Source organism: Candidatus Eisenbacteria bacterium (assembly GCA_035712145.1).
Taxonomy (GTDB): Bacteria; Eisenbacteria; RBG-16-71-46; order RBG-16-71-46; family RBG-16-71-46; genus DASTBI01.
The window spans coordinates 14,588-39,745 of sequence record DASTBI010000221.1; the positions used below are offsets into that span (position 1 = coordinate 14,588).

18 protein-coding genes are annotated in these 25,158 nt (G+C 69.3%); 7 read left to right on the top strand and 11 right to left on the bottom strand.

Annotated features, from left to right (window positions below; all coding sequences use genetic code 11):
- Positions 1–3: 3 nt before the first annotated feature.
- Positions 4–2,139: a vWA domain-containing protein gene (locus VFQ05_15595; protein HET9328190.1), complete on the bottom strand. Its 2,136-nt coding sequence runs from the start codon at positions 2,137–2,139 to the stop codon at positions 4–6.
- Positions 2,140–2,356: 217 nt separating this feature from the next.
- Between VFQ05_15595 and VFQ05_15600 the strand changes: the two genes are divergently transcribed.
- Together VFQ05_15600 and VFQ05_15605 are read left to right on the top strand one after the other, a co-directional pair.
- Positions 2,357–4,003: a hypothetical protein gene (locus VFQ05_15600; protein ID HET9328191.1), complete on the top strand. Its 1,647-nt coding sequence runs from the start codon at positions 2,357–2,359 to the stop codon at positions 4,001–4,003.
- Between the two features lie 33 nt (positions 4,004–4,036).
- Entirely contained in the window at positions 4,037–5,137 is a 1,101-nt protein-coding gene (locus tag VFQ05_15605; protein ID HET9328192.1) for a methylated-DNA--[protein]-cysteine S-methyltransferase, read from the top strand.
- A 20-nt stretch (positions 5,138–5,157) separates the two neighbouring features.
- Here VFQ05_15605 and VFQ05_15610 read toward each other — a convergent pair whose 3' ends face one another.
- Both VFQ05_15610 and VFQ05_15615 read right to left on the bottom strand, forming a co-directional pair.
- Entirely contained in the window at positions 5,158–5,655 is a 498-nt protein-coding gene (locus tag VFQ05_15610; GenBank protein HET9328193.1) for a DUF4388 domain-containing protein, read from the bottom strand.
- On the bottom strand, positions 5,652–6,566 hold the full coding sequence (locus VFQ05_15615; protein HET9328194.1) for a CDP-alcohol phosphatidyltransferase family protein: 915 nt from the start codon (positions 6,564–6,566) through the stop codon (positions 5,652–5,654). The genes VFQ05_15610 and VFQ05_15615 overlap by 4 nt, the downstream gene beginning before the upstream one ends.
- Before the next feature lie 299 nt (positions 6,567–6,865).
- On the opposite strand from VFQ05_15615, the gene VFQ05_15620 reads away from it, so the two are divergent.
- The gene (locus VFQ05_15620) at positions 6,866–7,612 is read left to right on the top strand and encodes a hypothetical protein (protein ID HET9328195.1); all 747 of its coding nucleotides are present in this window, start codon (positions 6,866–6,868) and stop codon (positions 7,610–7,612) included.
- A 119-nt stretch (positions 7,613–7,731) separates the two neighbouring features.
- The gene (locus VFQ05_15625) at positions 7,732–8,166 is read left to right on the top strand and encodes a CBS domain-containing protein (protein ID HET9328196.1); all 435 of its coding nucleotides are present in this window, start codon (positions 7,732–7,734) and stop codon (positions 8,164–8,166) included.
- Between the two features lie 9 nt (positions 8,167–8,175).
- Here VFQ05_15625 and VFQ05_15630 read toward each other — a convergent pair whose 3' ends face one another.
- Positions 8,176–8,718: a class I SAM-dependent methyltransferase gene (locus VFQ05_15630; protein ID HET9328197.1), complete on the bottom strand. Its 543-nt coding sequence runs from the start codon at positions 8,716–8,718 to the stop codon at positions 8,176–8,178.
- Positions 8,719–8,853: 135 nt separating this feature from the next.
- Between VFQ05_15630 and VFQ05_15635 the strand changes: the two genes are divergently transcribed.
- The 3 genes from VFQ05_15635 to VFQ05_15645 are packed head-to-tail and all read left to right on the top strand — an operon-like array spanning position 8,854 to position 12,184.
- Positions 8,854–9,477 (top strand): hypothetical protein, encoded by a 624-nt coding sequence (locus VFQ05_15635; protein ID HET9328198.1) that lies wholly within the window; start codon positions 8,854–8,856, stop codon positions 9,475–9,477.
- Positions 9,474–11,555, top strand: coding sequence for a hypothetical protein (locus tag VFQ05_15640; protein HET9328199.1), 2,082 nt, complete (start codon positions 9,474–9,476; stop codon positions 11,553–11,555). Before VFQ05_15635 ends, VFQ05_15640 begins: the two co-directional genes overlap by 4 nt.
- Positions 11,552–12,184, top strand: coding sequence for a hypothetical protein (locus tag VFQ05_15645; GenBank protein ID HET9328200.1), 633 nt, complete (start codon positions 11,552–11,554; stop codon positions 12,182–12,184). Before VFQ05_15640 ends, VFQ05_15645 begins: the two co-directional genes overlap by 4 nt.
- Positions 12,185–12,198: 14 nt before the next feature.
- On the opposite strand, the gene VFQ05_15650 is transcribed toward VFQ05_15645, so the two are convergent.
- Genes VFQ05_15650 through VFQ05_15680 form a run of 7 tightly spaced genes read right to left on the bottom strand, consistent with a single transcriptional unit; the run spans position 12,199 to position 25,059 of the window.
- Entirely contained in the window at positions 12,199–12,822 is a 624-nt protein-coding gene (locus VFQ05_15650; protein HET9328201.1) for a hypothetical protein, read from the bottom strand.
- 2 nt (positions 12,823–12,824) lie between these two features.
- On the bottom strand, positions 12,825–15,668 hold the full coding sequence (gene ppdK, locus VFQ05_15655; GenBank protein ID HET9328202.1) for a pyruvate, phosphate dikinase: 2,844 nt from the start codon (positions 15,666–15,668) through the stop codon (positions 12,825–12,827).
- A 10-nt stretch (positions 15,669–15,678) separates the two neighbouring features.
- Positions 15,679–17,796, bottom strand: coding sequence for a pitrilysin family protein (locus VFQ05_15660; protein ID HET9328203.1), 2,118 nt, complete (start codon positions 17,794–17,796; stop codon positions 15,679–15,681).
- A complete protein-coding gene (locus tag VFQ05_15665; GenBank protein HET9328204.1) occupies positions 17,793–19,130 on the bottom strand; it encodes a pitrilysin family protein in 1,338 nt (445 codons plus the stop codon). The genes VFQ05_15660 and VFQ05_15665 overlap by 4 nt, the downstream gene beginning before the upstream one ends.
- 29 nt (positions 19,131–19,159) lie before the next feature.
- Positions 19,160–20,992 carry a S8 family serine peptidase gene (locus VFQ05_15670; GenBank protein HET9328205.1) on the bottom strand — a complete coding sequence of 611 codons (1,833 nt, stop codon included), beginning with the start codon at positions 20,990–20,992 and terminating at the stop codon, positions 19,160–19,162.
- A gap of 26 nt (positions 20,993–21,018) precedes the next feature.
- Positions 21,019–22,035 carry an asparaginase gene (locus VFQ05_15675; GenBank protein ID HET9328206.1) on the bottom strand — a complete coding sequence of 339 codons (1,017 nt, stop codon included), beginning with the start codon at positions 22,033–22,035 and terminating at the stop codon, positions 21,019–21,021.
- Positions 22,036–22,050: 15 nt separating this feature from the next.
- Entirely contained in the window at positions 22,051–25,059 is a 3,009-nt protein-coding gene (locus tag VFQ05_15680) for a hypothetical protein (protein ID HET9328207.1), read from the bottom strand.
- Positions 25,060–25,158: the final 99 nt, after the last annotated feature.

The window sequence follows — 25,158 nt, forward strand, 5'->3', positions numbered from 1 at the left end:
TCGCTACGGGAGTCCGCGGCGCCGGCGCCAGGCCCATTCGATGGTGAAGAAGCCCACCACCACCGCGAACACCCACGGAGATTCCCAAAGCCGCAGGCTGACCGAACGGTTGCGCGCCAGCGCCCGGGCGGGAAGCGCGCGCGTCCACGCGCTCACGTTGGCGGCGCCGGTCACCCGGCCTCCGGCATTACGAGCGAGCGCCGCGAGTGCGGCCGAGTCCGGCTCGGCACGCGCCTCTTCGAGACTCCAGCGGTCGACGGCGAACTCGCCACTCGCCGCACCCAGCTCGGCGCCGCCGCGCGCAGCACGCGCCGCGATCCGATAGCGCCCAGGCTCGAGATCCTCGAGTGTCGCCACGTAGGAGCCGCGCTCGCGCGGCTCGAAGCTCACGCGGCTGCGCCGGCCGCGCTCGTCGATGACCTCGCCTCGCACCGTGGCTCCGGCGACCGGCTGGAACTCCTTGTCCTGGAGACTGGCCAGCAGCCGCACCGGCTCGCCCCGCGCCGACAGCCAGCGCTCGGGCTGCACCCGCAGAGGCTCGCCCTGCACCGGCTCAGCCAGCCAGCGCACCACTCGTCGCCACAGGCGCTGACCGCGCTCTCCCGCGAACTCGTCGAGCCCCGAGAGCGACCAGCGCCAGAAGCCCGTGCCGTTGACCAGCAGCGCCTGCCCGCGACCCACGCGGCGCGCCACCATGATCGGGGTGCCGTTGTCGGCGGCGCCGAGCAGCGGGCGGTCGCCGCCTCCGAGCCGGTAGGCGCCGACCTGGGTGAGCGGCGCCGCGGTGCGCCACGCTCGCTCGCCACGCGCGGGATCCTCGTCCCAGGCCATCAGATCACGTCCCTCGGGCGTGGGCAGCGGGTTTGCCGAGCGCAGCCCGCCTTCGCTCTGCAGCGCGAATGCAGCACCCGCGGTCCCGGCGCGGAAGCGTCCCAGTCCAGGCGCGTCGCCGCCCAGCACCAGCACGCCGCCCCCGCTCCGCGCGAAGGCCGCGACCGCGGCGTCGAGCGGGGCGCTGATCTCGGCGGGTGCCAAGCCGTCCAGGATCACCACGGACTTGCCGCGCAGGTCCGCGGCGGTCGGCGCTCCCGCTCGCCGCTCGACTCCGCGCCAGCCGTCGCGCTCGCGCACCCGCGTATCGAGCGCCAGACTCGAGTCCCCGGCCAGCGCGCGACGCAGGAAGGTGAGATCCCAGTTGAGCGCCGAGCTGACGATGAGCACGCCGAGGCGGCTCGGCGAAACTTCGACCGCCACCTGCCGGGTGTTGTTCCGCGTGGTGATCTCATCGCGCAGCGAATCCACCTGCGCGGTCCACACCGCGAGACCCGGGGCCGAGGGGGTGACCCGCATCTCCACCGTGGCTTCCGCGCCGTGCGCCGGTGCCGGGACCTGCGCTCGCGCCAGCTCGCGGCTGCCGTCCATGAGCCGCACCGGAATCGGCGTTCCAGGATCCTCGAGGCTCGTGACCCGCACCCGCACCGGCGTGGCCTCGCCCACGCGCACGCGCGCCGAGGCTTCGACCTCGAGCACCGCGCGGTCGCGGGCGCCGGGACGGCCGATCGCGACCGCATGCACCGGAACCCCGAGCGCGCGTCCCGCCGCGACCGGATCCTCGCCCATGTTGGTGACGCCGTCGCTCACCACGATGACGCCATCGAGGTCCTGGCCTTCGGGCGAGAGCGGCAGCGCGCCGAGCGCGCCGCCGACGGCGGTCGATCCGCGCGAGGAGCGCCACGCCGTGTCGGCGCCGAGCCGGCCGGCGAAGGGAATCTCCTTCACCGTGGCCCGGCCTCGCAGCGAGCGCTTGAGATCGGCGACCGCCTGCGCGGCCACCGACGCGCGCGTGGGCGAGCCGGTGCCCGCGACCGGCAGGTCCATGCTCCACGAGCGGTCGACGAGAACGGCGATCTTCGTGCCCTGGCCCCCGCGATCACGCTCGATCACAGGCCGCGCGAGCAGCCAGACGAGCGCCAGCAAGCCGAGCAACCGGAGCGCCGGAAGCGCGCGCCGGGCCAGGGCAGGCAGCGGCGGAATGGCGAAGCGATAGGCCCAAACCGCGAGCGCGATGATCGCCAGGCTCGCGAGGAGGAGCCAGATCCAGGGTGCGTTGGGGGCGAGATGAACGGTCGTGGCGATCACGAAGACGGCGGGCGGGTTCGTTGGGGCATCGGCAGACTAGGGATGCGTCCGGCGTTGCGCAAGGGGTTTCTGTTCCGTGCGGCAATGGAGAACGTCGGCCTTGCGATGACCTGTCATTGTCGGCTTCTCTTGAGCCGTGCCCAAAGTCCACCAAGCAGGAGCCTCTTCGCCATCGGCTCCCGCGACGACCGCTCCGTTGCTCGCGTGGCACGTCCTCATGTTGATGGCGATCCTTGCGGTGGCCGTCGTCATGCGGTTGCAGGTTGCGGCCTCCATTCCCATCTTGTTCGGTCCTGGCGACCCCGGCATCTACCTTCAAATGGGTCGCGCGGTTCTCGCTCACGGCTTCCCTCGAGTCGACTTCATCCATCACTTCCTTACAGCGCCCGAGGCCATTTCCCACGTCGAGGACTACTACGAGCCGGCCTTCGGTTATCTGGTCGCGGGCGCGATGGCGATCGGCGGGGGAAAGACCGCTGCGGCGCCCTTGCTCTCCGTGGCGGCTTCCACGGGAGCCATCGTGGGGACATGGGCACTGACTCGCCGGCAATCAGCGATCGGAGCGCTGATCGCCGCCAGTGTGGCGGCATTCGAGCCGTGGTCGGTCCTCTATGGCGGATTGCTGATGAAGGAAGCCACGGTATCGGTCGTCCTTCTCGCTTTCATCGCGATCGCACAGCGGCTCATGACCTCGGGCCGATCCGCGCGAGCCATCGGAGTGTGGCTGGCCGTCGCCACGCTGGGAGCTGGACTCGTTCAGTACGAGCTCATTCCTATTCTCGGCTTGGCCACGCTGGCGACGCTGATCATCCGGCGCTCGAAGTCCGTCCTCATGTACACGGCGACCCTGGCGGTTCTCGTCGCCGCATTCGGCGCGATGACCTGGCTCACCATCGGAGTGCCATTCACCGCCAAGACGGCGTTCTTCCTGGGACGCCCCCCGGGGGATCCCGACCACACTCGAGTCTTGAGCTCGGCGACTTCCTTGCCGGAAGTCCTCCGTCGCCTGGTGCCAGTCGATTATCTCGCGATCAGCGCGCTCACCCTTTGGTATCCACTGCTGGCGGCGTTGGCGATCATCGGTCTGCGTCGTCTCGCTGGTGTCGAGCGCACTTTGATCGCCACCGTGGCGGTCGCGCTCTTCTATCTGCACGGCATCGCACACGATCTCTGGGCGCGAGACTTCATTCCTCTCACGGTGCTGCTCTCCCGGCCGGTCGGGCTGGCGCTTTCCGACCCGCGACGCCTGGGCCGGCCCGCGGTCCTCGCGATCATGGCAACCTTCGCATCGCTTCTCTTTCTGGCCCCACCGGTTCTTGGCTGGCTGGCGATGCATACCCACTTCGCTCTCCCGGGGCAGACTCTGTGGCCACGGTTGGCATGGGCTTCTCTCGCTTCGGCCGTCGTGGGCTTCCTGGTCTGGGTCATGGCTCGTCGTGGTCCACGGAGCTGGTCACGATTCGTCATGCCACCGGCCTTGGCGGCACTGCTGCTCTGGGGATTCTGGGTCCAGCTGCCCTACACGAGACTCGATACCAATCCACAATTCCCGGATTACGAAATCGAGCGCGCGAGCAGGGAGAGAGTCTGCCTATGGATGAAGGCGACCGTGCCTGCCGGGCCTGTCATCGCCCGCATTCCCGCGGAGACCGCCCTTTACTCGGGCTCCCCCGCCATCGTCATGCCGGAGAGCCTGAGGATTGGAACCCTCGAGCGCTTGGCGGCGCGCTACGGCGCCCGCTACCTGCTGGTGGATCCATGGTCCGTTTCATTGGACCCTTGGATCTCCGGGTTGGACTTCGTCGGTGAGCGGGAGCGGTGGCGGCTCTATCGTTTTCCGAATTCGCCGCTCAATTCCCGGTAGTGCCGGCGGACCCATTCGTGGAAGATCCCGTCCATGAACGCGCGAGCGATGCCTTCGCGGCCCGACATGATCGCGGCCTACATGAGCGGCGATACGTCCTACGACGGGGTCTTCTTCACCGCGGTGCGCACCACCGGCATCTTCTGCCGGCCCACCTGTCCGGCGAAGAAGCCTCGTCCCGAGAACGTGGAGTTCTTCCCTTCGACGCGCGAGGCATTGCTCGCCGGTTATCGCCCGTGCCGGCGTTGCCGGCCGATGGAGCTCTCGGGCACGCCGCCACCGTGGCTCGGCACTCTGCTCGGCGAGATCGAGAGCGATCCTTCGCGGCGCTGGCGTGACCGTGATCTGCGTGCGCTTCGGCTCGAGCCGACGCGCGTGCGGCGGTGGTTCCTCGCGAATCACGGCATGACGTTCCAGGCGTACAGCCGCGCGCGGCGTCTGGCGAGCGCGCTGGGACAGATCCGGGGCGGCGCCGGCGTGACCGAGGCGGCCTTCGCGAGCGGCTACGATTCGCTGAGCGGGTTCAACGAGGCCTTCCGCAACCTGCTCGGAAAGAGTCCGACCCGCACCAAGGACGCGCCCGTCCTGTCGATCGCGCGCGTGCCCAGCGACCTCGGGCCGATGGTGGCGGCCGCGGACGAGCGCTCGCTCGTGCTCTTCGAGTTCGCGGACCGCCGCATGCTGGAGACTCAGCTCGATGTCCTGCGCCGCCGTCTGGGGGCTTTGTTCGCTCCGGGGAGCAACCCCGTGATCGAGCAGGCGACGAAGGAGATGGGCGAGTACCTCGCGGGCACCCGGCGGCAGTTCGGGGTTCCACGGGCAACGCCCGGCACCGACTTCCAGCGTGCGGTGTGGAAGCGGCTCGAAGCCATTCCCTACGGCTCGACCGTGAGCTACGCGGCGGTCGCGCGCGACCTCGGCCGTCCCGCGGCGGTGCGCGCCGTCGCCAAGGCCGTCGGCGACAATCGCATCGCGGTCATGGTGCCCTGTCATCGCGTGGTGGGATCGAACGGCGCGCTCACCGGCTACGGCGGCGGGCTGTGGCGGAAGAAGCGGCTGCTGGAGATCGAAGGCGTGATGGCCGCAGAGCCGGCCCCTGCCTTTGTCGCGTCCTACTCTCCCCGGGGAGAGTAAGGAGCTACCCGCGCGACGAGTCAGCTGCCGCGGCGACTCTCGTCGGCCTGCCGCAAGCCCTCGAGGATCAGGCGGTCGAGGTCGAGCTCGAGATGGATGTCCTCGCCGAGCGCCTGCTCCCCCGACTGGAACGCGAACGTCCCTTCGCGCCACAGCAGGAGCCCGTAGAGCACGCGGCGCAGTGTCTCGCGCACGGCGCTGTGGACTTGATCCGGGGTCGCCACGCCGGCGGACATAAGAAGCCCTCCCAGACGCTGGCCGGGCCTCGATGGTGAGCTCTGCAGAACCCCTTCGAGGGTCTCGAGCGAGACCGCTCCACGATGGACCAGAACCTGTCCGACTTTGACGGTGGGTCCGGTGGTCCGCGCGAACACCGGCTGGCCGCGCTCGACGAAGATCTCGGCGCGCTCTCCTTGACGCTCGAGATCGAGCCGGCCGGTGGCCTGCGCGAGCGACAGGAGCTGAAGGATCTCGGCGGGAAAGAAGTGGCTGAGCTCTCCGCGCAGGCTCTCGCTCATGGAGCGCCCCAGCGCACGTCGCCCACGACGCGGCCGCGAGCCCGCGCCTCGCCTCGCAGGAGCTTGAGGTTGTACCAGCCCATGACCACCACCTGGATGACGGTCGCGAGCATCAGCATGCCGAGAGCCGCCTCGGTGAGCGGCACGATCCGCATGGCGAATCGCCCCTGGGTGGCGTGGAGGTACAGGTGCAGCGCCAGCAGTGACGCCATCACCACGCCGGTGGCGCGTCCGAACGGGGTCGGCTGGATGCGGAGCGGACCGACGAACAGATAGAGGCTCGCGCCACCGATCAACAGGATGCCATAGCGCAGCGCCGCCATCGCGAACACCCAGACCGGCAGCAGGCCGGCCGCCATGAGGGCGAAGAACATCGCCAGGTTGAACACGATGTCGACGACCGGATCGAGCGCGCGGCCGAGCTTGGTCTCCTGCTTCCACCGCCGCGCGAGCCATCCGTCGGCCACGTCGGAGAGCGCGGCGATCAGGAACACGGCCAGCGCGAGTGCGATATGGCGCTCGACCAGGAACAGGGCGATGCCGGGAACCAGCACGACGCGCAGCAGCGTGAGCGCCGTGGGCAGGTTGAGCGCGGAGAGCGCGAAGCCCTCCCGGTCGCGCAGATGCTCGATGTTGAGCGAGACGAAGGCAAATGCCGGCAGGATCCACAGCGAGGTCTGCAGGAAGAAGTCGTAAGCGAGATGGCGGTCGTAGCGAAGCGCGATCTGGACTGCCGCCAGGAAGGCCGCCGCGAAGAAGGCCAGACCCATGCTCCACACGGAGCGCACGGCGCCGGGGTTGGCCACCATGGCGTCGCGCGCGCGAGCGGCGACGCGCTGCAGATACACCCCGAAGGCGCGAGGAGAAAAGCGCTCGCGCCGCAGGTCCTGAAGGTACTCCTCGATGAACATTGCGGCTCCCAGGTTCGAGGCCGCGGGAGTTTAAGGGGCCGGGACCTCGCGCACAACGAGGGCTCCCGGAGCACGGAACATCGTGCATCGCTTGTAACTTCTGCGCCGATCAGGCCAAAAACGGCATTGCGCGCCGCTCGAGCGAGCCGAGCCCCGCATCACTTTCACCCCATGCGCATTCGCAGCGCTGGCACTTCCCTCGCTTCACTCGTGGGTGCGTGGACAGGCCACCGGCCGTGACGAGGGAAAAGTTCCAGGCCGAGTGAAGCCGATGTGAACGAGTTTCAAGGAGGGATTCCATGAAGAAGCGCACTCTGCTGCTCCTCGTAGGACTGCTCGCGCTGTTCGCGGTCCCTGCGTCGAGCCAGATCAGGACGTACGAGGGCTTTCGGCTCGATTTCCGGAACGCCCCGCCGGCTCCGCGGATCTATTTCCGCACGGCCCCGCAGATTCGATACGAGTCTCGCAGCCGAGTCTACGTCGTCCAGAACGTCGATCGATGGGGCGTGGACATGTTCCGCACCGGCAACTTCTGGTACATGACGCGTGACGGTTACTGGTACCGCGCGACCGGCTATCGGGGTCCGTGGCGGGCCGTCCATCCGCGCTCGGTGCCTGCGCGCATCTACACGGTGCCGATGGCGTACTGGAACTACCATCCGAACAGCGATCGCTACGCCTATGACGAGGGCTTGGACGATCGCCCGACCTACTACGGTTACTTCATCGACGTCGACAACGCGCCTGCGGCTCCGCGGGTCTATTTCCGCGGCCAGCCGGACGTGCTCTACGTGCCGGAGACGGGCGCGTACGTCATGGCCAACACGGATTTCGACTTCGACATGTTCCGCTACGGGGACTACTGGTACGTCGCGGACAACGGCTACTGGTACCGAGGCACCAGCTATCGCGGCCCCTTCGTGGTGATCGACGCACGGTCGGTGCCCGAGGCGATCTACGACATTCCGGATCGGCACTGGAAGCATCGTCCGATGCGGGACGACGACCGTCGATGGGGTTACGAGAGAGGACGCCGGTCGGGCTAGGCCGGGCGGCGGTGTTTCGCTGCGCCTCGGCCATGGGACGGAACCGCTCCAGCCAGCTTGGAGCGGAGTCAATCCAGCGCCCATGGATCCGAGGCGCGGCTTTCACGGGGAGCTACGCCATGCGACTCGATGAATGCATGACCAAGGGCGTGGAATGCATCCGCCCGGACGCGACGCTTCAGGAGGCCGCGCGCAAGATGCGCGACTTGGACGTGGGCACGCTGCCGGTCTGCGACGACGACGCGCGGCCGATGGGGGTGGTCACCGACCGGGACATCACGGTTCGGGCCGTGGCGGATGGCGAGAATCCGACCGCAGCCAGGGTGCGGGGCACGATGACCCAGGACGTCGTCTACTGTTACGAGGATCAGGCGGTCGACGACGCCGCGCGCCTCATGGAAGATCGACAGATCCGCCGCGTGCTGGTCCTCGACCGTGACCAGAAGCTGGCCGGCATTCTCTCTCTGGGGGACCTTGCGGTGTCCGGCAGCAAGGAGCGCGAGCTGGCCGCCGAGGCGTTGGAAGCCATCTCGACGTCGACGCCGCGCGAGTAAGACCCGGCGTCAGACCGAGGTCCTGGCCTCGACGACGACCAGGAGCTGCCAGAGCCGGGGCAGGCCCAGACGCCGGGTGAGATGACCGGGGAAGACGCGCCAGTGGTGGAGGCGGTAGCGGCCGAAGTCCCACGGCCACCATCCGGAGCGATGGGTCTCGAACGGCATGCCCGGAATCTCCTGGGGACGGAAGCCCAGCGGCGTCGCCACGACCACGCGCCGAGCCCGCCGCGTGAGCTCGTCCAGCACCCGATATCCTTCGGCCTTCTCGAAGTGCTCGATCACGTCGATGAAGAGCGCCAGGTCGTAGCGCGGCGCGTCGGCCGGCAGCAGGCTGGCGAGCTGGCGAAGGTCGCCGAGATAGACGTGATCGTATTGCGCGAAGCGAGGAGGATTGGCGTCGACGGCGTCGACGCGTGAGGGGGAGGCGTACTCGCGGGCCAGGCAGCCGAACTTCCCGTATCCCGCGCCCACGTCCAGCAACGTGGCGGGCTGCTCCTCGGCAATGACCTGGAGCACGTGGGGAATCTGCCAATGCTGCGAGGTCGGCACGCGGCCTCCTGAACGAATGGCCGCGCATCTTCGCACCGACGAAGGGCCTCCCGCAAAGCGCCCACGACCGCCAGCCGTTGTCTCGACGCGGGTCTTCGCCATAGACTCGCCTCCCATGCGACTTCCGAGTGTGGCTTGAGTCGGCGCAAGCCGAAGGCACGTCCGCCATCGCGAACCGCCTCGCGCCGCGACCGCAAAGCGTCCGGCGCGCCGATCGCCATCCTCGGCACGCTGGCGCTCGCGATCGGCGCATGGCTCGCATGGCGCGCCTTCGAGGCGCGGCGGGTCCCGGCCGATCCCATCGAGCGGATGAGCATCGACGACGCGTTCGCGGCCGGCCTCCGTCACGGAGGCGCGGGCCACCACCTGGCGGCTCTGCCTTACTTCCGCCGCGCCGTGACCCTGGCGCCCGATTCGTGGACCGCGCGAGAGAACTACGCCAGCACGCTCTACAACGGTGCTCAAGAAGCGCGCGTCCATCTCGGGAAGAACGAGCCCGCGACCCGCTCGAGCATCGAGCGGATCAGCATGATCCGTGAGTCGCTGGGCCAGACGGAGGAAGCTCTGAAGTGGGCCAGCCAGCCGGCCGACCAGGCCCTGGTGTTCTTCCAGCGCGCCCAGGCCTTCCACACCTTCGGGTTCGCCATCGACGCGCTGATGGAATTTCGCCAGGCGGCCCGTCAGGCTCCCGACAACGGCGTGATCGCGCGCGCGACGAGCGCCGCCGAGGAAAACCTCCGCAACGGGGGCACGCATTGACCGTTCGCGTTTGCCGCGCGGCCGCGGTTCACTTCACGATCCTGTGGCTGGCTGCGTGCGGAACCTCGCCATCGGGTGAGGGCCCGAGGCCGGCCGCGTCGTTCGATCCCGACTCGATGCCCGAGGCGTTCGCGCGTTCCACCGCGGCCCTGATGTGGCCGGGCACGACGCGCGGATGGCAGATCACGCCGGAAGGCGATCTCTTCGACGGCGAGGTCGAGGTGCGAGTGGAGCCCGCTTCAGGAACGGCGGCCGCGAGCGCGCCCAAAGCGATCGCCTACGAGGGCCGCTGGCTGCCGGTCGCTCACTGGTGGCGCAAGAGCGGAGACATCGAGTGGCGGTTCGAAGGGGTGGCGTTCCCCGAGCCGGCTCCGCGAGACAGTCAGCTGGTGGCCTCGCTGGCGGTGAGCGCCATCAACCGCGCCGCCGAGCCGCGGCCGGCGCGACTGACCCTGTCGCTCTCACCCCCCGACCCGGATCCGATCTTCGTCGCATTCGATGCGCCCGAGACCCCTACGCCTCCTCTGACCTGGGGCTCGAACGGCAAGGACACGATCTACGCCTGGACGGAAGGCGCCAAGCCCGGAGCGACGTGGAGCAGCGAGTGGACGCTCGCGCCCGGCGAGACCAGGACCGTGCGCGTGCTCCTGCCTTCCTATCCGAAGTCCGCCGCCCTCGTCCGCGCGCTGGCCAGGACTCCTCACGCCCGCCGTGTGGCGGACGCGCGGGATTACTGGACACGGACGCTCGAGGGCGCAACGCGGTTCGCGCTCGGAGATCCCGAAGTGGAAGCCGCGCTCTCGGCGGCCCGCGTGCTGCTCCTCTCCTGCCGCGAGCGCCGCGGCCCCGACTGGATGCCGATCGGCGGGCCCTTCCACTATCGCGACATCTGGCTGCGCGACGGAGCGCGTCTGATCGCCGCCCTCTCGGTGGCCGGCCATACCCAGGAGGCGCAGGCTCTGGCTCGCGGCTTCATGCGCTTCCAGTGGCCGCAGGGCGGCTTCATGTCGCAGCGCGGGCAGCCCGACGGCACCGGCCAGGCGCTGTGGGCGTTCGAGCAGGCCATGCTGCGGCCGTCGCCGGCGGAGTCTCTCGCGCGCTACGTCGACGCCGCGCGCCGCGCATGGAAGTGGTACGAGTGGCAGCGCGACTTCGGGCGGCAGTCCGGGTGGCGGTTTGGACTCATGCTGCCTTACGCCGATCCGCGAGACGCCGAGCTGGTCGTGGCGCAGATGGTGGGCACCGATGCCTGGGCGTTGGCGGGATATCGCGCGACCGCGCGGCTGATGCGCGCCGCCGGTCTCGAGCAGGAGGCCTCCGCCGTGGACCGGACGCGCGAGCGCTACACCGCGGATTTCGTGGCCGCGCTCGACCGGACCGGCAGCCGTGACATTCCACCGACGTGGCAAGGCATCGGCAGGGACTGGGGCAACTTCGCGGTGGGATGGCCGTGCATGGCCCTTCCGCCTCTGCATCCGAGGCTGGCGTCGCTGGCCGAGCGCGCGTGGAGAGAAGCGGGCCACGTCGGGCTCGTCATCTATGGCCATCGCGACTCGCTGCACGGCTACGTGGGCGCCGACCTCGGCACCTGGGCGTTGCTCGCCGGGCGCCGCGCGGAGGCGGACAGCGTGCTGGCCGCGCTGCTCCACTGGAGGAACGCGAGCGGTGCCTCGGCCGAGCTGTTCTCCCGCGAGCGCGACTTCGGCCGCAACCTGCCGCCGCATCCGACCAGCGCCGCGGCGCTGATCGCACTCACGCGCAACGCGCTCCTGTTCGATGACGGCGACGTGCTGGCGCTGACGATGGGCGCCCGTGATCGCTGGTGGCGAGGCTCGAGGATCGAGCGCGCGCCGACCCGATGGGGCCGGATCGACCTCGAGTTCGGGCTCAGGAATGACGAAGCGACGTGGCGATGGACGCCGGTGGACGTGTGGACCGCGCTCACCCTTCCCCCTGGAACCGCGCTCTCGGGCGATCCTCCGTCACCGCTCACGCGGCGGTCCGACACCGTGATCATGGCGCCGCCCGGGACCCGCGAGGCGCGCGTGGGGCTGCGCCGGCTGGCCGCGGCGCGATGAGCCCCAAGCGCTCACGCGCGGCGCGCCGGCCGCCGGCGGCGAAGCCCGCGCCGCGACCGAAGCGCTCGATCGTGACGCCGGTCGTCGTGCTGACGCTGGCGGTGGGAGCGGCCCTGTGGTGGCGCTTCGGCAGGCACCCTCAGCCGCCGGACACCGGGGGCGCGCCATTCGATTCCCGCCAGACCTATGCCGAGGCCATGACGCTGAGCCAGCAAGGACGCTTCATCGAGAGCCTGCCGATGTTCCGCCGGGTCATGGAGTCGGATACGAGCTTGTCCCAGCTCCATCACGACTACGCCACCGCGATGCTCAATGCCGTCCACCAGAGCCGCCACCATCTCGGTCGCCAGGAGTTCGCGGTGCGCTCTTCGATCGAAAGAGTCGAGCTGGTCCGCTGGGCGCTGGTCGAGCTGGTGGCCGCCGAGCGCACCGCGCGAGACGCGCGCGCGCGCGCCTGGGGCATCCGCACCCGGGCACAGGCTCTGGGAGCCTGGGGGTTCCCGTGGGAAGCGATGGTCGGTTACCGGCAGGTGGAATGGGCCGATCCCGCCTGGACCGAGATCGCCGGGCGTGCCGAGCGGGTGCTCGCCGAGATGGAGCACCCCGAGCGGGCGAACGTGGCTCGCTGAGGGGTGGCCGAGCCCTACAGGTTCTTGGCCTTCTTCCGCCGGCGCTCGTCTTCCATCTTCTGCCACCAGCGCGACTCGTAGGTGAGCGCCACCGACATGTCGTCGGTCATCTCCACCTGCACCCGATCGCCGCCCTTCGAAGCCCAGCCCGAGCGGATGGTCACGTAGCCGCCACGGACCCCGCGCGCGCTGTTGGGATCGCCCTTCACGTAGGGAAAGCGGAACTTCTCCACCGTCTCCTGGCGCCGGCCGTACCTGGCCAGCAGCTCGGCCACCAGGTCGTCGTAGATCTTCCGCTGGATGGCGTACTCGTTGCGCTCGCCCTTCGATGGAACGGTGATCTCCCAGCGCACCACACGGCTTTCGTCGTCGAGCCGGGCGTGGATGATCGCGTAGGCGTCGAAGATCTTCCCGTCCGCGGCGAGCAGGTCCTTGGTGCGCGCGCCGGGCGTCTCCTTGTATCCCTTCGCCGCGAGCTGCGCCGCCACGTCGTCGACGGGCGTGAGCCATCGAATCGACGCGAACATGATGCTGTCGGGCCGGGTCTTCGAGTCGGGAATCGGCGTCTCGGCGGCGAACGCGGCGGTTCCCGCCATCAAGCCCACGGCGATCAGCGCCACGGGCTTCAGATCCCGCATCCTCACCGCTGATCGCTCCCCGCGGCCTTGCCGCGCAGCGCGGCCTGAGCCGCCGCGAGGCGGGCGATCGGCACGCGGAACGGCGAGCACGAGACGTAGTCGAGGTTCGTGCGGTGGCAGAACTCGACGCTCGAAGGATCGCCGCCATGCTCTCCACAGATGCCGACCTTGAGCTGCTTGCGCCTCGACCGGCCCTCCTTGACCGCCCATTCCATCAGGTGGCCGACGCCCTCCTCGTCGATCGAGACGAAGGGATCGCTGGGCAGGATCTTTCGCGCCACGTACTCGCCGAGGAACTTGCCGGCGTCGTCGCGCGAGAAGCCGAAGGCCATCTGCGTGAGATCGTTGGTGCCGAACGAGAAGAACTCCGCCTCCTCGGCGATCCCCGCGGCCGACACCGCGGCGCGCGGCACCTCGATCATGGTGCCGACCAGGTACTCGACTCGCGTGCCCCGGCGCTCCATGACCTCCTCGGCCACGCGGCGCACGACGGCGGCCTGATCCTTGAGCTCGTTCACGTGGCCGACCAGCGGAATCATGATCTCGGGGATCGCCCGCGCGCCGTCCTTCGCGGCGTCGCACGCCGCTTCGAAGATCGCGCGCGCCTGCATCGCGGTGATCTCGGGATAGGTGATGCCGAGCCGGCAGCCACGATGGCCGAGCATCGGGTTGAACTCGTGCAGCTCCTCGACCCGGTGGAGCAGCTTCTCCAGGCGGGCGAGCTTCGCCGGCTTGGCGGCCTTGCGCGCGCGCTTCTTGCTCCGCTCCCACTCGGCGTTGAGCACCGCCACCTCGGCCATCAGGTTTTCGCGCTTGGGCAGGAACTCGTGAAGCGGCGGATCGAGCGTGCGGATGGTGACCGGATACCCGTCCATGGCCTTGAACAAGCCGCGGAAGTCGGCGCGCTGGAAGGGCAGCAGCTTCGCGAGCGCGCCGCGGTAGCGCTTGGAAGGCTCCGCCAGCTCCTTGTCGATCCGGGCGAGGTCCGCCTTGAGCGCCTTGGCCTCGCCTGGGGAGGCGGCCTGCAGGTCTTTCTCGATCGCGGCGCGCCGCGCCTCGATGGCCTTGACCTGGGGCGCGGCCATGATCATGTCGACCACGTGCGGCAGCCGCTCCTCGGCGAAGAACATGTGCTCGGTGCGGCACAGCCCGATGCCCTCGGCGCCGAACTCGCGCGCCTTCTTGGCGTCGCGCGGGATGTCGGCGTTCGCCCGCACCTTGAGCCGGCGCGATTCGTCGGCCCAGCTCATGAAGGTGGCGAACTCCCCGCTCACCACGGCCTCGAGTGTCGGGACCTGGCCGAGCATCACCCGTCCGGTGCCGCCGTCGATCGTGACCCAGTCACCTTCCTTGACCTGCACGCCGCCGGCCGAGAATCGTCGCGCCTTGGTGTCGACGACCACCTGCGAGGCCCCGCACACGCACGGCTTGCCCATCCCGCGCGCCACCACCGCCGCGTGGCTGGTGAGACCGCCGGTCGATGTCAGGATGCCTTGCGCGGCATCCATCCCATGGATGTCGTCGGGCGTGGTCTCCCGGCGCACCAGAATGACCTTCTCCTTGTCCCCGCGCTCCGCGGCATCGTCGGCGTCGAACACCGCGCGTCCTGCCGCGGCTCCGGGAGAGGCCGCGAGCCCCTGGGCCACGATCTGGGCCTTGGCCTTGGGATCGATCCGCGGGTGAAGGAGCTGGTCGAGCGAGGACGGCTCGACTCGCATGACCGCCTCGTGTCGGCTGATCAGCCCTTCGCTCGCCATGTCCACCGCGATCTTGACCGCCGCCTGCGCGGTGCGTTTGGCGGTGCGGGTCTGGAGCAGGAAGAGCTTGCCCTCCTGAACCGTGAACTCGAAGTCCTGGACGTCGCGGTAATGCTTCTCGAGCCGGCTGGTGATGTCGCGCAGCTGCGCGTAGACGTCGGGCATGCGCTCGCCGAGCACCCGAATCGGCTCGGGCGTCCGGACGCCGGCGACCACGTCTTCGCCCTGCGCGTTGACCAGGTACTCGCCGTAGAAGTGGTTCTCGCCGGTGGCCGGGTTCCGGGTGAAACCGACCCCCGTTCCCGACGTCGGCCCGAGGTTGCCGAACACCATGGCCTGGACGTTCACCGCGGTGCCGATGTCGTCGGGGATCCCGTTCTGCCGGCGGTAGTAGACGGCTCGCTCGTTGTTCCACGAGCGGAACACCGCGTCGCGCGCCATGGCGAGCTGCTCGAGCGGGTTCTGCGGGAAGTCGCGTCCGGCGCGGCGCCGCACCAGCTCACGAAAGTCGCGCACCAACAGGGTGAGGTCTTCCAGGCCGAGCTCGAGATCGCTTTCGACCCGGCGTCGCTTCTTGAGGGCGTGGAGATGGTCCTCGAACTCGCTCTTCTCGAGCCCGAGCACCACCGAGCCGAACATCTGGATGAAGCGCCGGTAGCAGTCGAGCGCGAAACGCGCATCCCCCGAGCGCTCTGCGAGCCCCTGGCTCGAGCGGTCGTTGAGCCCGAGGTTGAGCACCGTGTCCATCATGCCCGGCATCGAGAACTTGGCGCCCGACCTCACCGACACCAGCAGCGGATCCCGGGGATCGCCCAGGCGCTTGCCCATCACGTTCTGCAGGCGCTCGAGCGCGGCCTCCTGCTGATCGTCGAACCGCGGGGGGAGCTTCCTGCCGTGCTCGTAGTAGTGGCGGCACACCTCGGTGGTGATGGTGAAGCCGGGAGGCACCGGCACTCCGGCGTTCGACATCTCCGCCAGGCCCGCGCCCTTGCCGCCGAGGAGGTCGCGCATCTTCGCGTTGCCGTCCGCGCGGCCTTCCCCGAAAAAGTAGACGTACGTGTCGGACGTGACCACCTGAGATTCGGTCATGCGCGCCTCCCTAGCGCCGGCGTGGACTGGTCTTCGTGGGGGCCTGGCTCAGGAAAGCGGCCGGCGAGATTCCCGTGTTGATCTGAACTCGAGTCACCTTGAGGGTGAGCGTCCGCTCACCATTGACCTGTCTCTCCTCGGTGTGCGGCCACAACACACCTTGCACCGTGCGGAGGTCTCCGAACAAGCGTCTCAGCGCCGACCCCGCGAGCGGCGAGCCCTGGTTGTCCTCGGCGCCGATCAGGCGTCGGGTCTTCGGATCGAGGTAGAGCACCCATCGCGTGCCTTCCTGGCCCACCACTTCGACGATGTCGGCCATCACGCCTCCGATCTCGTCCTGGCCGCGGAATGCCACCCGGGACTGGGGGTTCGCGGCCATGATCAGCAGGTGCGGGACGTCGCCGGAAAAAGCCCGCCGCATCGCCTGGACTCCATCCGCCTCCTCCTGGAAGGTGGAGTCGTTCTCGCCCGCGGTCATGCGGGTCCATGCGGTGTCGCCATGAAGCGCCTGAACCGTCATGAGCTGCATGAACGCCGTCTCGGTGCGGAGCCTTCCGGGCTCGAGCCTCATTTCGGTCTGCTTGCCGCTGATCGACTCGCTGCCGCGATAGAGCGTGATCTCGGACTCTACCCGGGAGTCCTTGATCGCCTTGAGGCGTTTGATTCCGCCGTGTGCGGTGACGGCCGCATCCGCCCGCTTCCGGCCTTCGCGGATCGACGCCTCGTCGGGCTCGTCCATCCGCATCGCGGGCGACACCGCGATCGGCGTCGCGGGCTGCCCCACGGGGACGACCTCGACGGCGCCCAGCGATTGGAGCCCGGCCTTCAGGGCTTCGGCCGATCCCACCACCACGAGCACCGCGTGATCCGGATCGAAGTACCGGCGCGCCACGTCCTGCACGCTCTCGGGCGACACCGCCGCCAGCTCGGTGGGGTAGCGGTCGCCGTAATCGTCGCCGAGGCCGAGCGAGGCGGCGGTGAGCCACGTGGCAGCCTGCGCGCCGAGCGTCTCGTTCCGCAGCGGGTAGGCGCGGCTCAGGATGCGCCGCGAGCGCTCCACTTCCGCCGCCGGCGGAGGCGAGCCGGCGAAGCGCTTCAACTCGGCCCGCAGCGAGGCCGCCGACGCGATCACGGAGTCGTTGCGCGCGGAGGAGGCGAGGATCAGGAGCCCGGCTTCACGCTGCTGATCGAGCATGCTGTAGGCGCGCGCCACCCGGCCCGGGCCGGCCAGCCGCGACCCTGCAGCCCCGCCGAGCAGGTCGTTGGCGACCGCGAGCGCTCCCGCATCCCGGGCGCCACGCGCGGAGACCGGAACGGCGAGCCGCACCTCGGCTTCCTCCGCCCCAGGCACGTCCACCAGCCGGATCTGGAGGCTCGAGAGCGTCCGGGGCTCGGGGGCGGTGGCCGGCGCCACCGTCCGGGCGCGACCCGCCCAGCTCCGGAAGGCCTCCTGCGCCGCGGTGAACGCGGCTTCGGGGTCGACATCTCCGGCCACGGCGATCAAGGCGTGGTCCGGCCGATACTGCGCGCGGTGGAAGCCCATCACCCGCGAGCGGGTGAGCGCCGAAGCCGCCTCGACCGAGCCGCCGAGCGGCGCGGCGTAAGGGTGTCCCTTCATCGCCAGCGCCCACACGTGCTCCTGGGCCACCACGTCGAGGTGGGTGCGCGACTCGAGCACGCGGCGCGCGAGCTCCTGACGCGCCACCGAGAGCTCGCGGTCGTCGAAGATGGGATTGATCACCGCGTCCGCCATCAGCTCGAGGCCTCGCTCGAGATCGGCCGAACGGAACGCGCCGGACACGGTGGCGTAGTCGCGCGCCGCCTCTCCCAGCACCGTGCCACCGAGGCTCTCCACGTCGTGCGCGATCTGATCGGCGGTGCGCGAGCTGGTCCCGCGAGTGAGGAGCAGCGCGACGACGGATGCCGCGCCGGCTTCCAGCGGCTCCTCGTGGCGGGTGCCGGCGGGAACCAGGATCTGGATCTGGACGATCGGCAGGCGGCGATCGCTGATGACCGCGACCTGGGCGCCGTTCTCGAGCTTGCGGACCAGTGTCGGCGCCGCGTCCGCGGCGCTCCCGAGAGCCAGCAGCGCGCCGGCGAAGACGATCGCGGATCGCATGGCGCTCATGGACGCCCTCCACTCGAGCGGCCGGGACCGCTGTCCGCGACGGGCAGGAGCCACACGACGTTGCGCCGCGCGGCGGTGAGCTGAGCCGCGACGCGCTGCAGATCCGCGGCCTTGGTGGCTCGCACGCGGTCCAGCAGCCGGTCGAGATCCTGCGTGTCGCCTGTGAGCATGCATCCCGAGCCGATGGCCTGCGCGCGGCTCCTCGTGGTCTGGAGCCCGAAGCCGATCGTGGTCTCGGCCTGACGCTTGGCCCTCTCGAGGTCGCCTTCGGTCACCGGCTCGCGACCGAGCCGCTCCAGCTCGGAGAACAGGGCGCGCTCCACATCCGTGCTGTCGGCGTTGGGCGCGACCGCGAGCGCGAGATAGAAGAGGGAGGCCTCCCGCCGGCTGTCGAGGTCCCCCTGGACCGAGTAGGCGAGCGGCGGCGTTCCGATCAGCCTGGCCGCCAGCGGCGCATCGTTGGCGCGCGTCAGAACCGAGGCCAGAAGACTCAGCGGGGCCCAGTCGGCATGCCCGCGCGGCGGCATTCGCCAGGCGGCCATCATGACCCTCAGCGGCACCTGGGCGTGGGTCACCGCTCGCCGCTCGGCCGTCTGCGGCTTGTCGGCCGGAAGCGAGGGGGCTTTCACCGAGGGTCCCTTGATCGGCTCGAGATACTTGCGCGCCAGACTCACGACGTCGTCGCGCGAGAAGCTCCCGACCACCGTGACCAGGGCGCGCGACGGGCCGTAGCGCGCGCGGTAGAAATCGCGAAGCTCCTTGAGCGTGATCTTCGAGAGATCGGCCGGCCGGCCGTACACCGAGATGCCGTACGGATGGTTGGGGAACGCGAGCGCGTACGCACGCTCGAGCGCGAGCGAGATCGGCGTCGCCCTGCGCTCCCGCTCGTCCGCCACCAGCCGCCGCTCCTGGTCGAGCACCTGGTCGGTGAGCGTGAGCCCGGACATGCGATCGGCCTCGAGCCGGAATGCCAGCTCCACCGCGTCGGGCGGCAGCGTCTCGTAGAAGGACATGAAGTCGTGGGTGGCGTAGGCGCCCGAGGAACCGCCCTCGTTCCTCACCAGCCGGCCGTGCTCGCCGTCGCCGACGTGGCTCGACCCGCGGAACATCAGATGCTCGAAGAGGTGCGCGACCCCGGTGCGTCCCGCAGGGTCGTGTCGGCTGCCGGCGTCGTACCACACCGCGACGTCCACCGACTTGGCCTTCTGATCCGGCGCCATCACCAGGCGCACGCCGTTCTTCAGCGTCACCGTCTCGGCGCGGGTCATCTCGAGCGCGTGGGCCGGGACCGCGCACGCCAGGGCGGCGGCGAGCCAGATGCCCGCACGTCTCATCCGGGGGTTCCTTTCGATTCGAGGTCGATTCAACGCAGGCCGACGATTCGGAGCGTGAGGCGCTCGCTTCCCACACGAGCGTCCACGAGGTAGAGACCGGCCGGTACCGCGCGGCCCTCGTCGTCGGTGCCACTCCAGGTCAACGAGAGCGCCGGGCACGATACCACGCCCGACCACACGTCGCGTACCTTCCGGCCCATGGCATCGCGCACCTGCACCTCGGCCTGCGTGCCGCACCGGGAGGCAGGGATCGAGAGCGTGAACCGGGCGGGACCCTGCTCGAAGACCACCGGATTGTGGCCGCTCGATCGCAGCGAGAGTCCGGGTGCCGTGGGCGGCGGCGGGTTGGGACCGGAGTCATTGAGCGCGGCCAAGGCGTTCGGAATGCCGTACCCCACGCGGTCGTCCGGAGCGGCCTTGCGAGAGGCCGAGTCCCGCATCGCCAGGATCACGTCACGCGCCGACCACGAAGGGCGGGCCTGGAGCAGGCACGCCGCCACGCCCGTGATCAGCGGCGTGGCGAATGAAGTGCCGTCGCGACCGGGCGAGTACCCCTGAGGGTCGCCCGACGTGTCCACGGTCGGCACCGAGCGTCCGCGCGCCGCGAGATCCGGCTTGATGCGTCCGTCGAAGCTCGGCCCGTAGGACGAGAACGCCGCCGGCACACCCGAGGCGTCGACCGCGCCGACGGCGATCACGCTGTCACCGTGCGCATCGCTCGGCGCCGAGAGGAAGTGCCAGGCCGTGGCGCCGTCGTTGCCGACCGCGGCGACCACCAGGATGCCCTTGCTGGCTGCGATCTGGGCCGCGCGAGTGATGATCGTGGTGTGACCGTCCATGCTCGCGTAGGTGTAGTCGGGGTCGGGAGCTTCGAAGGTGGTGTAGCCGAGCGAGGTATTGATCACGTCGGCGCCCAGGCTGTCGGCCCATTCCGCGCCCTGCGCCCAGTACACCATCTCGACATGGCGCTCGAACGAGCGCACTTCGGTCCGGCCCAGGGCATAGTCGGCGTCGTAGGCGGCGCCCACGTAGGTGCCGGGCTTGCGCCCCGCCAGCACGCCGAGCACCCAGGTGCCGTGCACCAGGCTCGGGTCGAGCGTGTCCTGAGCCGTGGCGAGCCCGCGGTGGAAGTCGCGCTGGTGGCTCGTGGGGATCGCGTGGTCGCGAAGGGCTTCGTGCTTGTCGAAATAGTTGAAGCCTTCGTCGAGCACGCACACCAGGATCCCGGCGCCGGTGTATCCCGAGTCGTGCACCGCGGCCAGGTTGAGCTGCGTGATCGTGTCGTGCATGAGGCCATAGCCCACGATCGATGCGCCGGCAGAGCGTGTTGGACGAGCCGGCGCCGGCCTTTCGACCTCCGGAACGGAGGAGCGCCGCATGACCTCGACCGGCGCCATGCGGGAAACGAACGGGAGCCTCGCCAGATCCACGACCACGCGAGCCGGAGCACGCACCGCGACCCGGTTGAACCAGCGCGAAGCGCCATAGGGCGCGAGACCGAGGGACCTCAGCGCTTCGAGGTAGGCGGGCTCGATCGGAAGGTCGAGGTAGTCGACCGAGGCGGCGTGCGCTCGCGCGCGTCTCGCTTTGGCTCGCGGCGATATCGACTGGGCCGCGAGATCGAGCCGGCGCGCCAGGTCGAAGGGCCCCTGCTCTCCCTTGTCGGCGAACTCGATCCAGGCAGAGATCGTGTCCTCGGGGGCGTCCTCCAGCGCCCGAACCAGGCGCGGCTCGACTTTCGAAGCCAACGGCGAGGGAAGCGCCGCCCGCGCCCAGCCGGCTCCGAAAGGAACCGGCGATCCCAGGAGCAGGAACAGGAGCAGGAGCGTGACGAAAGTGACGCCGGGGCAGGAGCTACGCATTCGCGGGGATTATCGCACGCGGGCGGCTAACCGGTGGTGCTCAGCGCCTCCAAGACCGCGGTGAGATGTCCCACCTCGCGGCCGGCGTGACTCTTGAGCACCGGCTCACGTGTCGCGGCGAGGCGCTCCAGGTCGCTTTCGGAGAGCAGGTCGAGGTGTTCGAGGAAGGCCACGATGGCTGGACCGAGCGCCCGTCCCGAGCCATCCCGCACCTTGATCGCCACGCCGAGGCCCCGGCTCGAGCTCCCGATGCACTCGAGCCCTTCGGCTCCGCCCTTGGAAACCAGCTGGCCGCGCGACGCTTGCATGAGCTGTGTGCTGAGGCGCGACGCCCCGCCGACCGCCTGAGGGTAGGCGACCATCGCGGCGCGGATCCGCTGGAGCGCGCGCTCACGAGCGTCGCCCGTCGCCACCGCCGCGGCCAGGCGCGCGTAACCGCGCGCCATGGAGAGAAGCGGAAGCCCGAACACCACGACCCCGCAGTTGTCCGTCCCGGTCAGGATCTCCTCCGCCGGCAGGCCGCAGACTTCGGCCACCGAGCGATGGGCCGCCTGCTGCACCATGTGCTCGGGGCGCTCGTAGCCTTCGACCGGCCACCCTTCCGCCCGCGCCAGGGCGAGCATGCCCGCGTGCTTGCCGGAACAGTTGTTGTGGAGCGGCGAGCGCCGCTCGTGATGTGCGCGCACTTCGGCCAGCGCTTCACGATCGATCGGGTCGTGATATCCGCAGGCCAGGTGCGAGGGGAGGAGATCGATCCGCTCGAGGATCTCGGTCACCAGCCGGCGATGATATTCGCTGCCGGTGTGCGAGGCGGCCATTACTGCGAGGTGCTCGTCCGAGAAGCCCCATCGGTCGGCGTGCCCGCGCTCGACGAGCGCCAGCAGCTGGAACGGCTTGGCCGAGGATCGGAAGGAGGTGATCAGCCGCGGCTCGGCGGTCGCCGCGAGGACCCGGCCCTCGACGTCGGCCACGGCGGCTTCGATCCTGTGGCGCGATTCGACAATAGCGCCACGCCCCACCTGGACCTCGAGCGTGACCGTCATGGACGCGGCTCCCCGTCAGCGGATGACGATGAAGCGATCCTGCTTGAAGAAGTCCGTCGCTTCGACGCGATAGATGTAGATCCCGGAGCTGACGTCCCGACCCTGGCCGTTCTTGAGGTTCCAGCGCTCGAAGTCCCGCACCGGATCGTTGTGCTCGAGGATGGCCACCAGGTCCCCGGCCACGGTGTAGATCCGGATCTTGGCCTGGGTCGGCAGGTTGATGAAGTGGACTTCGTGACCACCCGGGGTGTCCCAGACTTCGCTGGCCCGGAATGGATTGGGGACCACCGAGACCTTCTGCAGATCCTGCTTCGGTCCGACCGTGGGCTCGACGGGGCCGGTCACGTTGCGCGCCTTGTGGTTGAGATTGGGACACGAGGAGCGCTGAATCTCGACGCAGGCGATCGCGTCGTTGAGATGCATGTCGAGGTAGTCGTTGCTCAGGATGTTCCGGCCCTCGTAAGTGATCGCGTACCAGGTGCGGAAGCCGTCGTGCGGGCCCGGTGGAGGCATCAGGACGATGATGGAGTCTCCGGGGGAATAGCACTGGCCCATGCTGTCACGCCGGCATCGCTTGAAGAACGCGCCGCTCGAGTCGGGATCCACGAACGTCGCCACCCGCTGGGGGAGCGGAGTGCTCAGGTCGATCCTCGGGAAGTGCCACATGGTCAGCGAGTCGGACGGGTTGACGCTGAAGCGGCGGATCAGCTCCATACGCGTGGTGTCGGGCGAATAGAACACGCGGTAGATGCGATACCCGCCGAAGTCGGGGCGAGACTCCATCATCGGATCGCGAAGCCAGCGGAGCGTCGTCGTCCGCGCACGGGCCTGGATGACGGAATCGGCGCCTTGAGGCCGGAATGCCCCCGGGTAGGCCCACAACGCGATATCCGGGTAGTGCTGGGTGGCAAGCTTGAGGTCGGCGTTGGTGACATCGAAATACGCGGCCACGACGTTGGTCTGATCGTTGATCTTGATGGACGTGAACTGACCGACGTCACCCTGGGTGTCCACGGCTTCCAAGGTCCATTGACCCGCGGTCCGGGAGGCGAACTTGAAGTCCCGGGTGGTGACGTCGTAATAGGTGATCCGCGGGTCGCCCGTCGCATCGCCTGGCCGGTAAGGAGAACGGCCGCGAGCCAACGCGAGCGACGTGTGCTGGCCGACGTCCGCCGCTCCGTCCACGACCTCGAGCGTCCAGATGGCGCCCGACCGACTCGCATACTTGAGATCACCGTTGGTGACGTCGTAGTAGCTGATCCGAGGCTCACCCAGGGAATCGAGAGCCAGCGAGGTGAACTGCCCGACGTCGCCGGTACCGTCCACGACTTCCGGCGTCCAGCCTCCGGCCGCCCCACGGGTGGCGAACTTCAGATCACCCGCGGTCGCGTCGTAATAGCTGACCCGGGCGTCCCCCTGCGCGGAGAGCACGAGCGAGACGTAGCGACCGACGTCGCCGGCGGCATCGATGGTCTCGAGCGCCCACGTCGTACCCGTGCGGATCGCGAACTTCAGATCGCCGTTGGTGGCGTCGTAGTAGGCCACTCGCGGATCGCCCTGGGCGTTGACCGCGATCGAGGTGAATCGGCCGACATCGCCTCCGCTGTCGATGGTCTCGCGGGACCAGACCCCACCCACCCGGGAAGCCACTTTGAGGTTGGCCGCGCCGTAGGTGTTGTCCCAGTAGCTGAGGAAGGGATCGCCCTGCGCGCTGAGTGCGAGTGACGTGAACTGGCCGACGTTTCCCCCGTCGTCCACGATCTCGATGCTCCAGCTGCCGGTGAGGCCCTGGGTCGCGAGCTTGAGGTCCTGCCGCGACGAGTCCCAGTAGCTGATGCGCGGCGTTCCCGCGCTGATCACCAGCGAGGCATACTGACCCACGTCCCCGGCCGACTCCACGAGCTGCTGGAACCAGGTGCCTGTGCCGACCGTGTCCCTGGCGACTCGGAGGTTCTGGGTGCTCGCATCCCAATACGCGATCCATGGATCGTCGAAGGCGTCGAGCTGCAGCGAGCTGAACTGCCCGACGTTGCCGGCGCCTTCGACTTGACTGAGGGTCCAGTAGGCGGTGTCCGGCTGGGGAGCCGGCCTGTCCTCCCGGAGCCAGCGGGCATAGCGCAAGTCCGCGTTGGTGACGTCGAAGTAGCTGATCCGAGCGTCGCCCAGGGCGTTCAGCGCGAGCGACGTGTACTGTCCCACCGTCGCGAGCGTGTCCGGAATGGTCTCGAGGGTCCATCCGCCTCCGCTCCGGACGGCGAGCTTGAGCCGCCCTCTCGTGCGGTCGAAGTAGCTGACATGCGGATTGCCGGAGCCGTCGAGCGCCAGGGACGAGAACTCGCCCACCGTTCCCGCCGGGTCGACGGTCTCGATCGACCAGGAGCCGCCCGACTTGCGAGCCAGCTTGAGATCGCCATTCGCGGCATCCCAGTAGGTGATGGCCGGGTTGCCGCCTCCATCGAGCGCGAGCGAGGTGTAGGATCCGACGTCCCCGCCGGCATCCACCGTCTCGATGGTCCACGCGCCTCCGGAACGGCTGGCGTACTTCAGATCGCCGAGCGACCGATCGTAGTAGCTGACCCGGGGTTCACCCGCGCCGTTCACCTCGATGGACGTGAAGAGCCCGACGTTCCCCACCGTGTCCACGGCTTCGAGGGACCACACTCCGGCGGTGCGAGCCGCAAGCTTGAGGTCCCCGTTGGTGGCGTCGTAATAGCTGATCCGGACGTCACCGGTCGGCATGGCTGCCAGGGAGGTGTGCAGGCCGAGCGCCCTGGTGGAGTCTGCGGTCTCCACGGTCCAAACGCCCCCACTGCGCGAAGCAAGATTCAGGTCCTGGCGGACGCCGCCCCAGTATCCGATCCGCGGTTCGCCCGCAGAGAGCGCGAGCGATGAGAACTGCCCCACGTTCCCGGAGGATTGGATGGTCTGTGTGACGAACTGCGTGGCGGCGAACGCCGAAGTCGTCCAGATGAGTGCGACGAGCACGACGATTCCTCGCCGGAGCATGTGGGGGCTTCGCTTCATCGTGGGCTCCAGGACACGGTCTGAACTCGTGGAATCGAAATCAGAGACGGTGCTCCCGTCCGGCCGGGCGGGGCTTACCGATCCGTACGCGCCGCGCGC

Bases quoted from the DNA above. Each gene is read 5' to 3' on its own strand.
- VFQ05_15600 (HET9328191.1), top strand. From the start codon at position 2,357: ATGTTGATGGCGATCCTTGCGGTGGCCGTCGTCATGCGGTTGCAGGTT.
- VFQ05_15605 (HET9328192.1), top strand. From the start codon at position 4,037: ATGAACGCGCGAGCGATGCCTTCGCGGCCCGACATGATCGCGGCCTAC.
- VFQ05_15610 (HET9328193.1), bottom strand. From the start codon at position 5,655: ATGAGCGAGAGCCTGCGCGGAGAGCTCAGCCACTTCTTTCCCGCCGAG.
- VFQ05_15615 (HET9328194.1), bottom strand. From the start codon at position 6,566: ATGTTCATCGAGGAGTACCTTCAGGACCTGCGGCGCGAGCGCTTTTCT.
- VFQ05_15620 (HET9328195.1), top strand. From the start codon at position 6,866: ATGAAGAAGCGCACTCTGCTGCTCCTCGTAGGACTGCTCGCGCTGTTC.
- VFQ05_15625 (HET9328196.1), top strand. From the start codon at position 7,732: ATGCGACTCGATGAATGCATGACCAAGGGCGTGGAATGCATCCGCCCG.
- VFQ05_15645 (HET9328200.1), top strand. From the start codon at position 11,552: ATGAGCCCCAAGCGCTCACGCGCGGCGCGCCGGCCGCCGGCGGCGAAG.
- VFQ05_15650 (HET9328201.1), bottom strand. From the start codon at position 12,822: ATGCGGGATCTGAAGCCCGTGGCGCTGATCGCCGTGGGCTTGATGGCG.
- ppdK (HET9328202.1), bottom strand. From the start codon at position 15,668: ATGACCGAATCTCAGGTGGTCACGTCCGACACGTACGTCTACTTTTTC.
- VFQ05_15660 (HET9328203.1), bottom strand. From the start codon at position 17,796: ATGAGCGCCATGCGATCCGCGATCGTCTTCGCCGGCGCGCTGCTGGCT.
- VFQ05_15665 (HET9328204.1), bottom strand. From the start codon at position 19,130: ATGAGACGTGCGGGCATCTGGCTCGCCGCCGCCCTGGCGTGCGCGGTC.
- VFQ05_15670 (HET9328205.1), bottom strand. From the start codon at position 20,992: ATGCGTAGCTCCTGCCCCGGCGTCACTTTCGTCACGCTCCTGCTCCTG.
- VFQ05_15675 (HET9328206.1), bottom strand. From the start codon at position 22,035: ATGACGGTCACGCTCGAGGTCCAGGTGGGGCGTGGCGCTATTGTCGAA.
- VFQ05_15680 (HET9328207.1), bottom strand. From the start codon at position 25,059: ATGAAGCGAAGCCCCCACATGCTCCGGCGAGGAATCGTCGTGCTCGTC.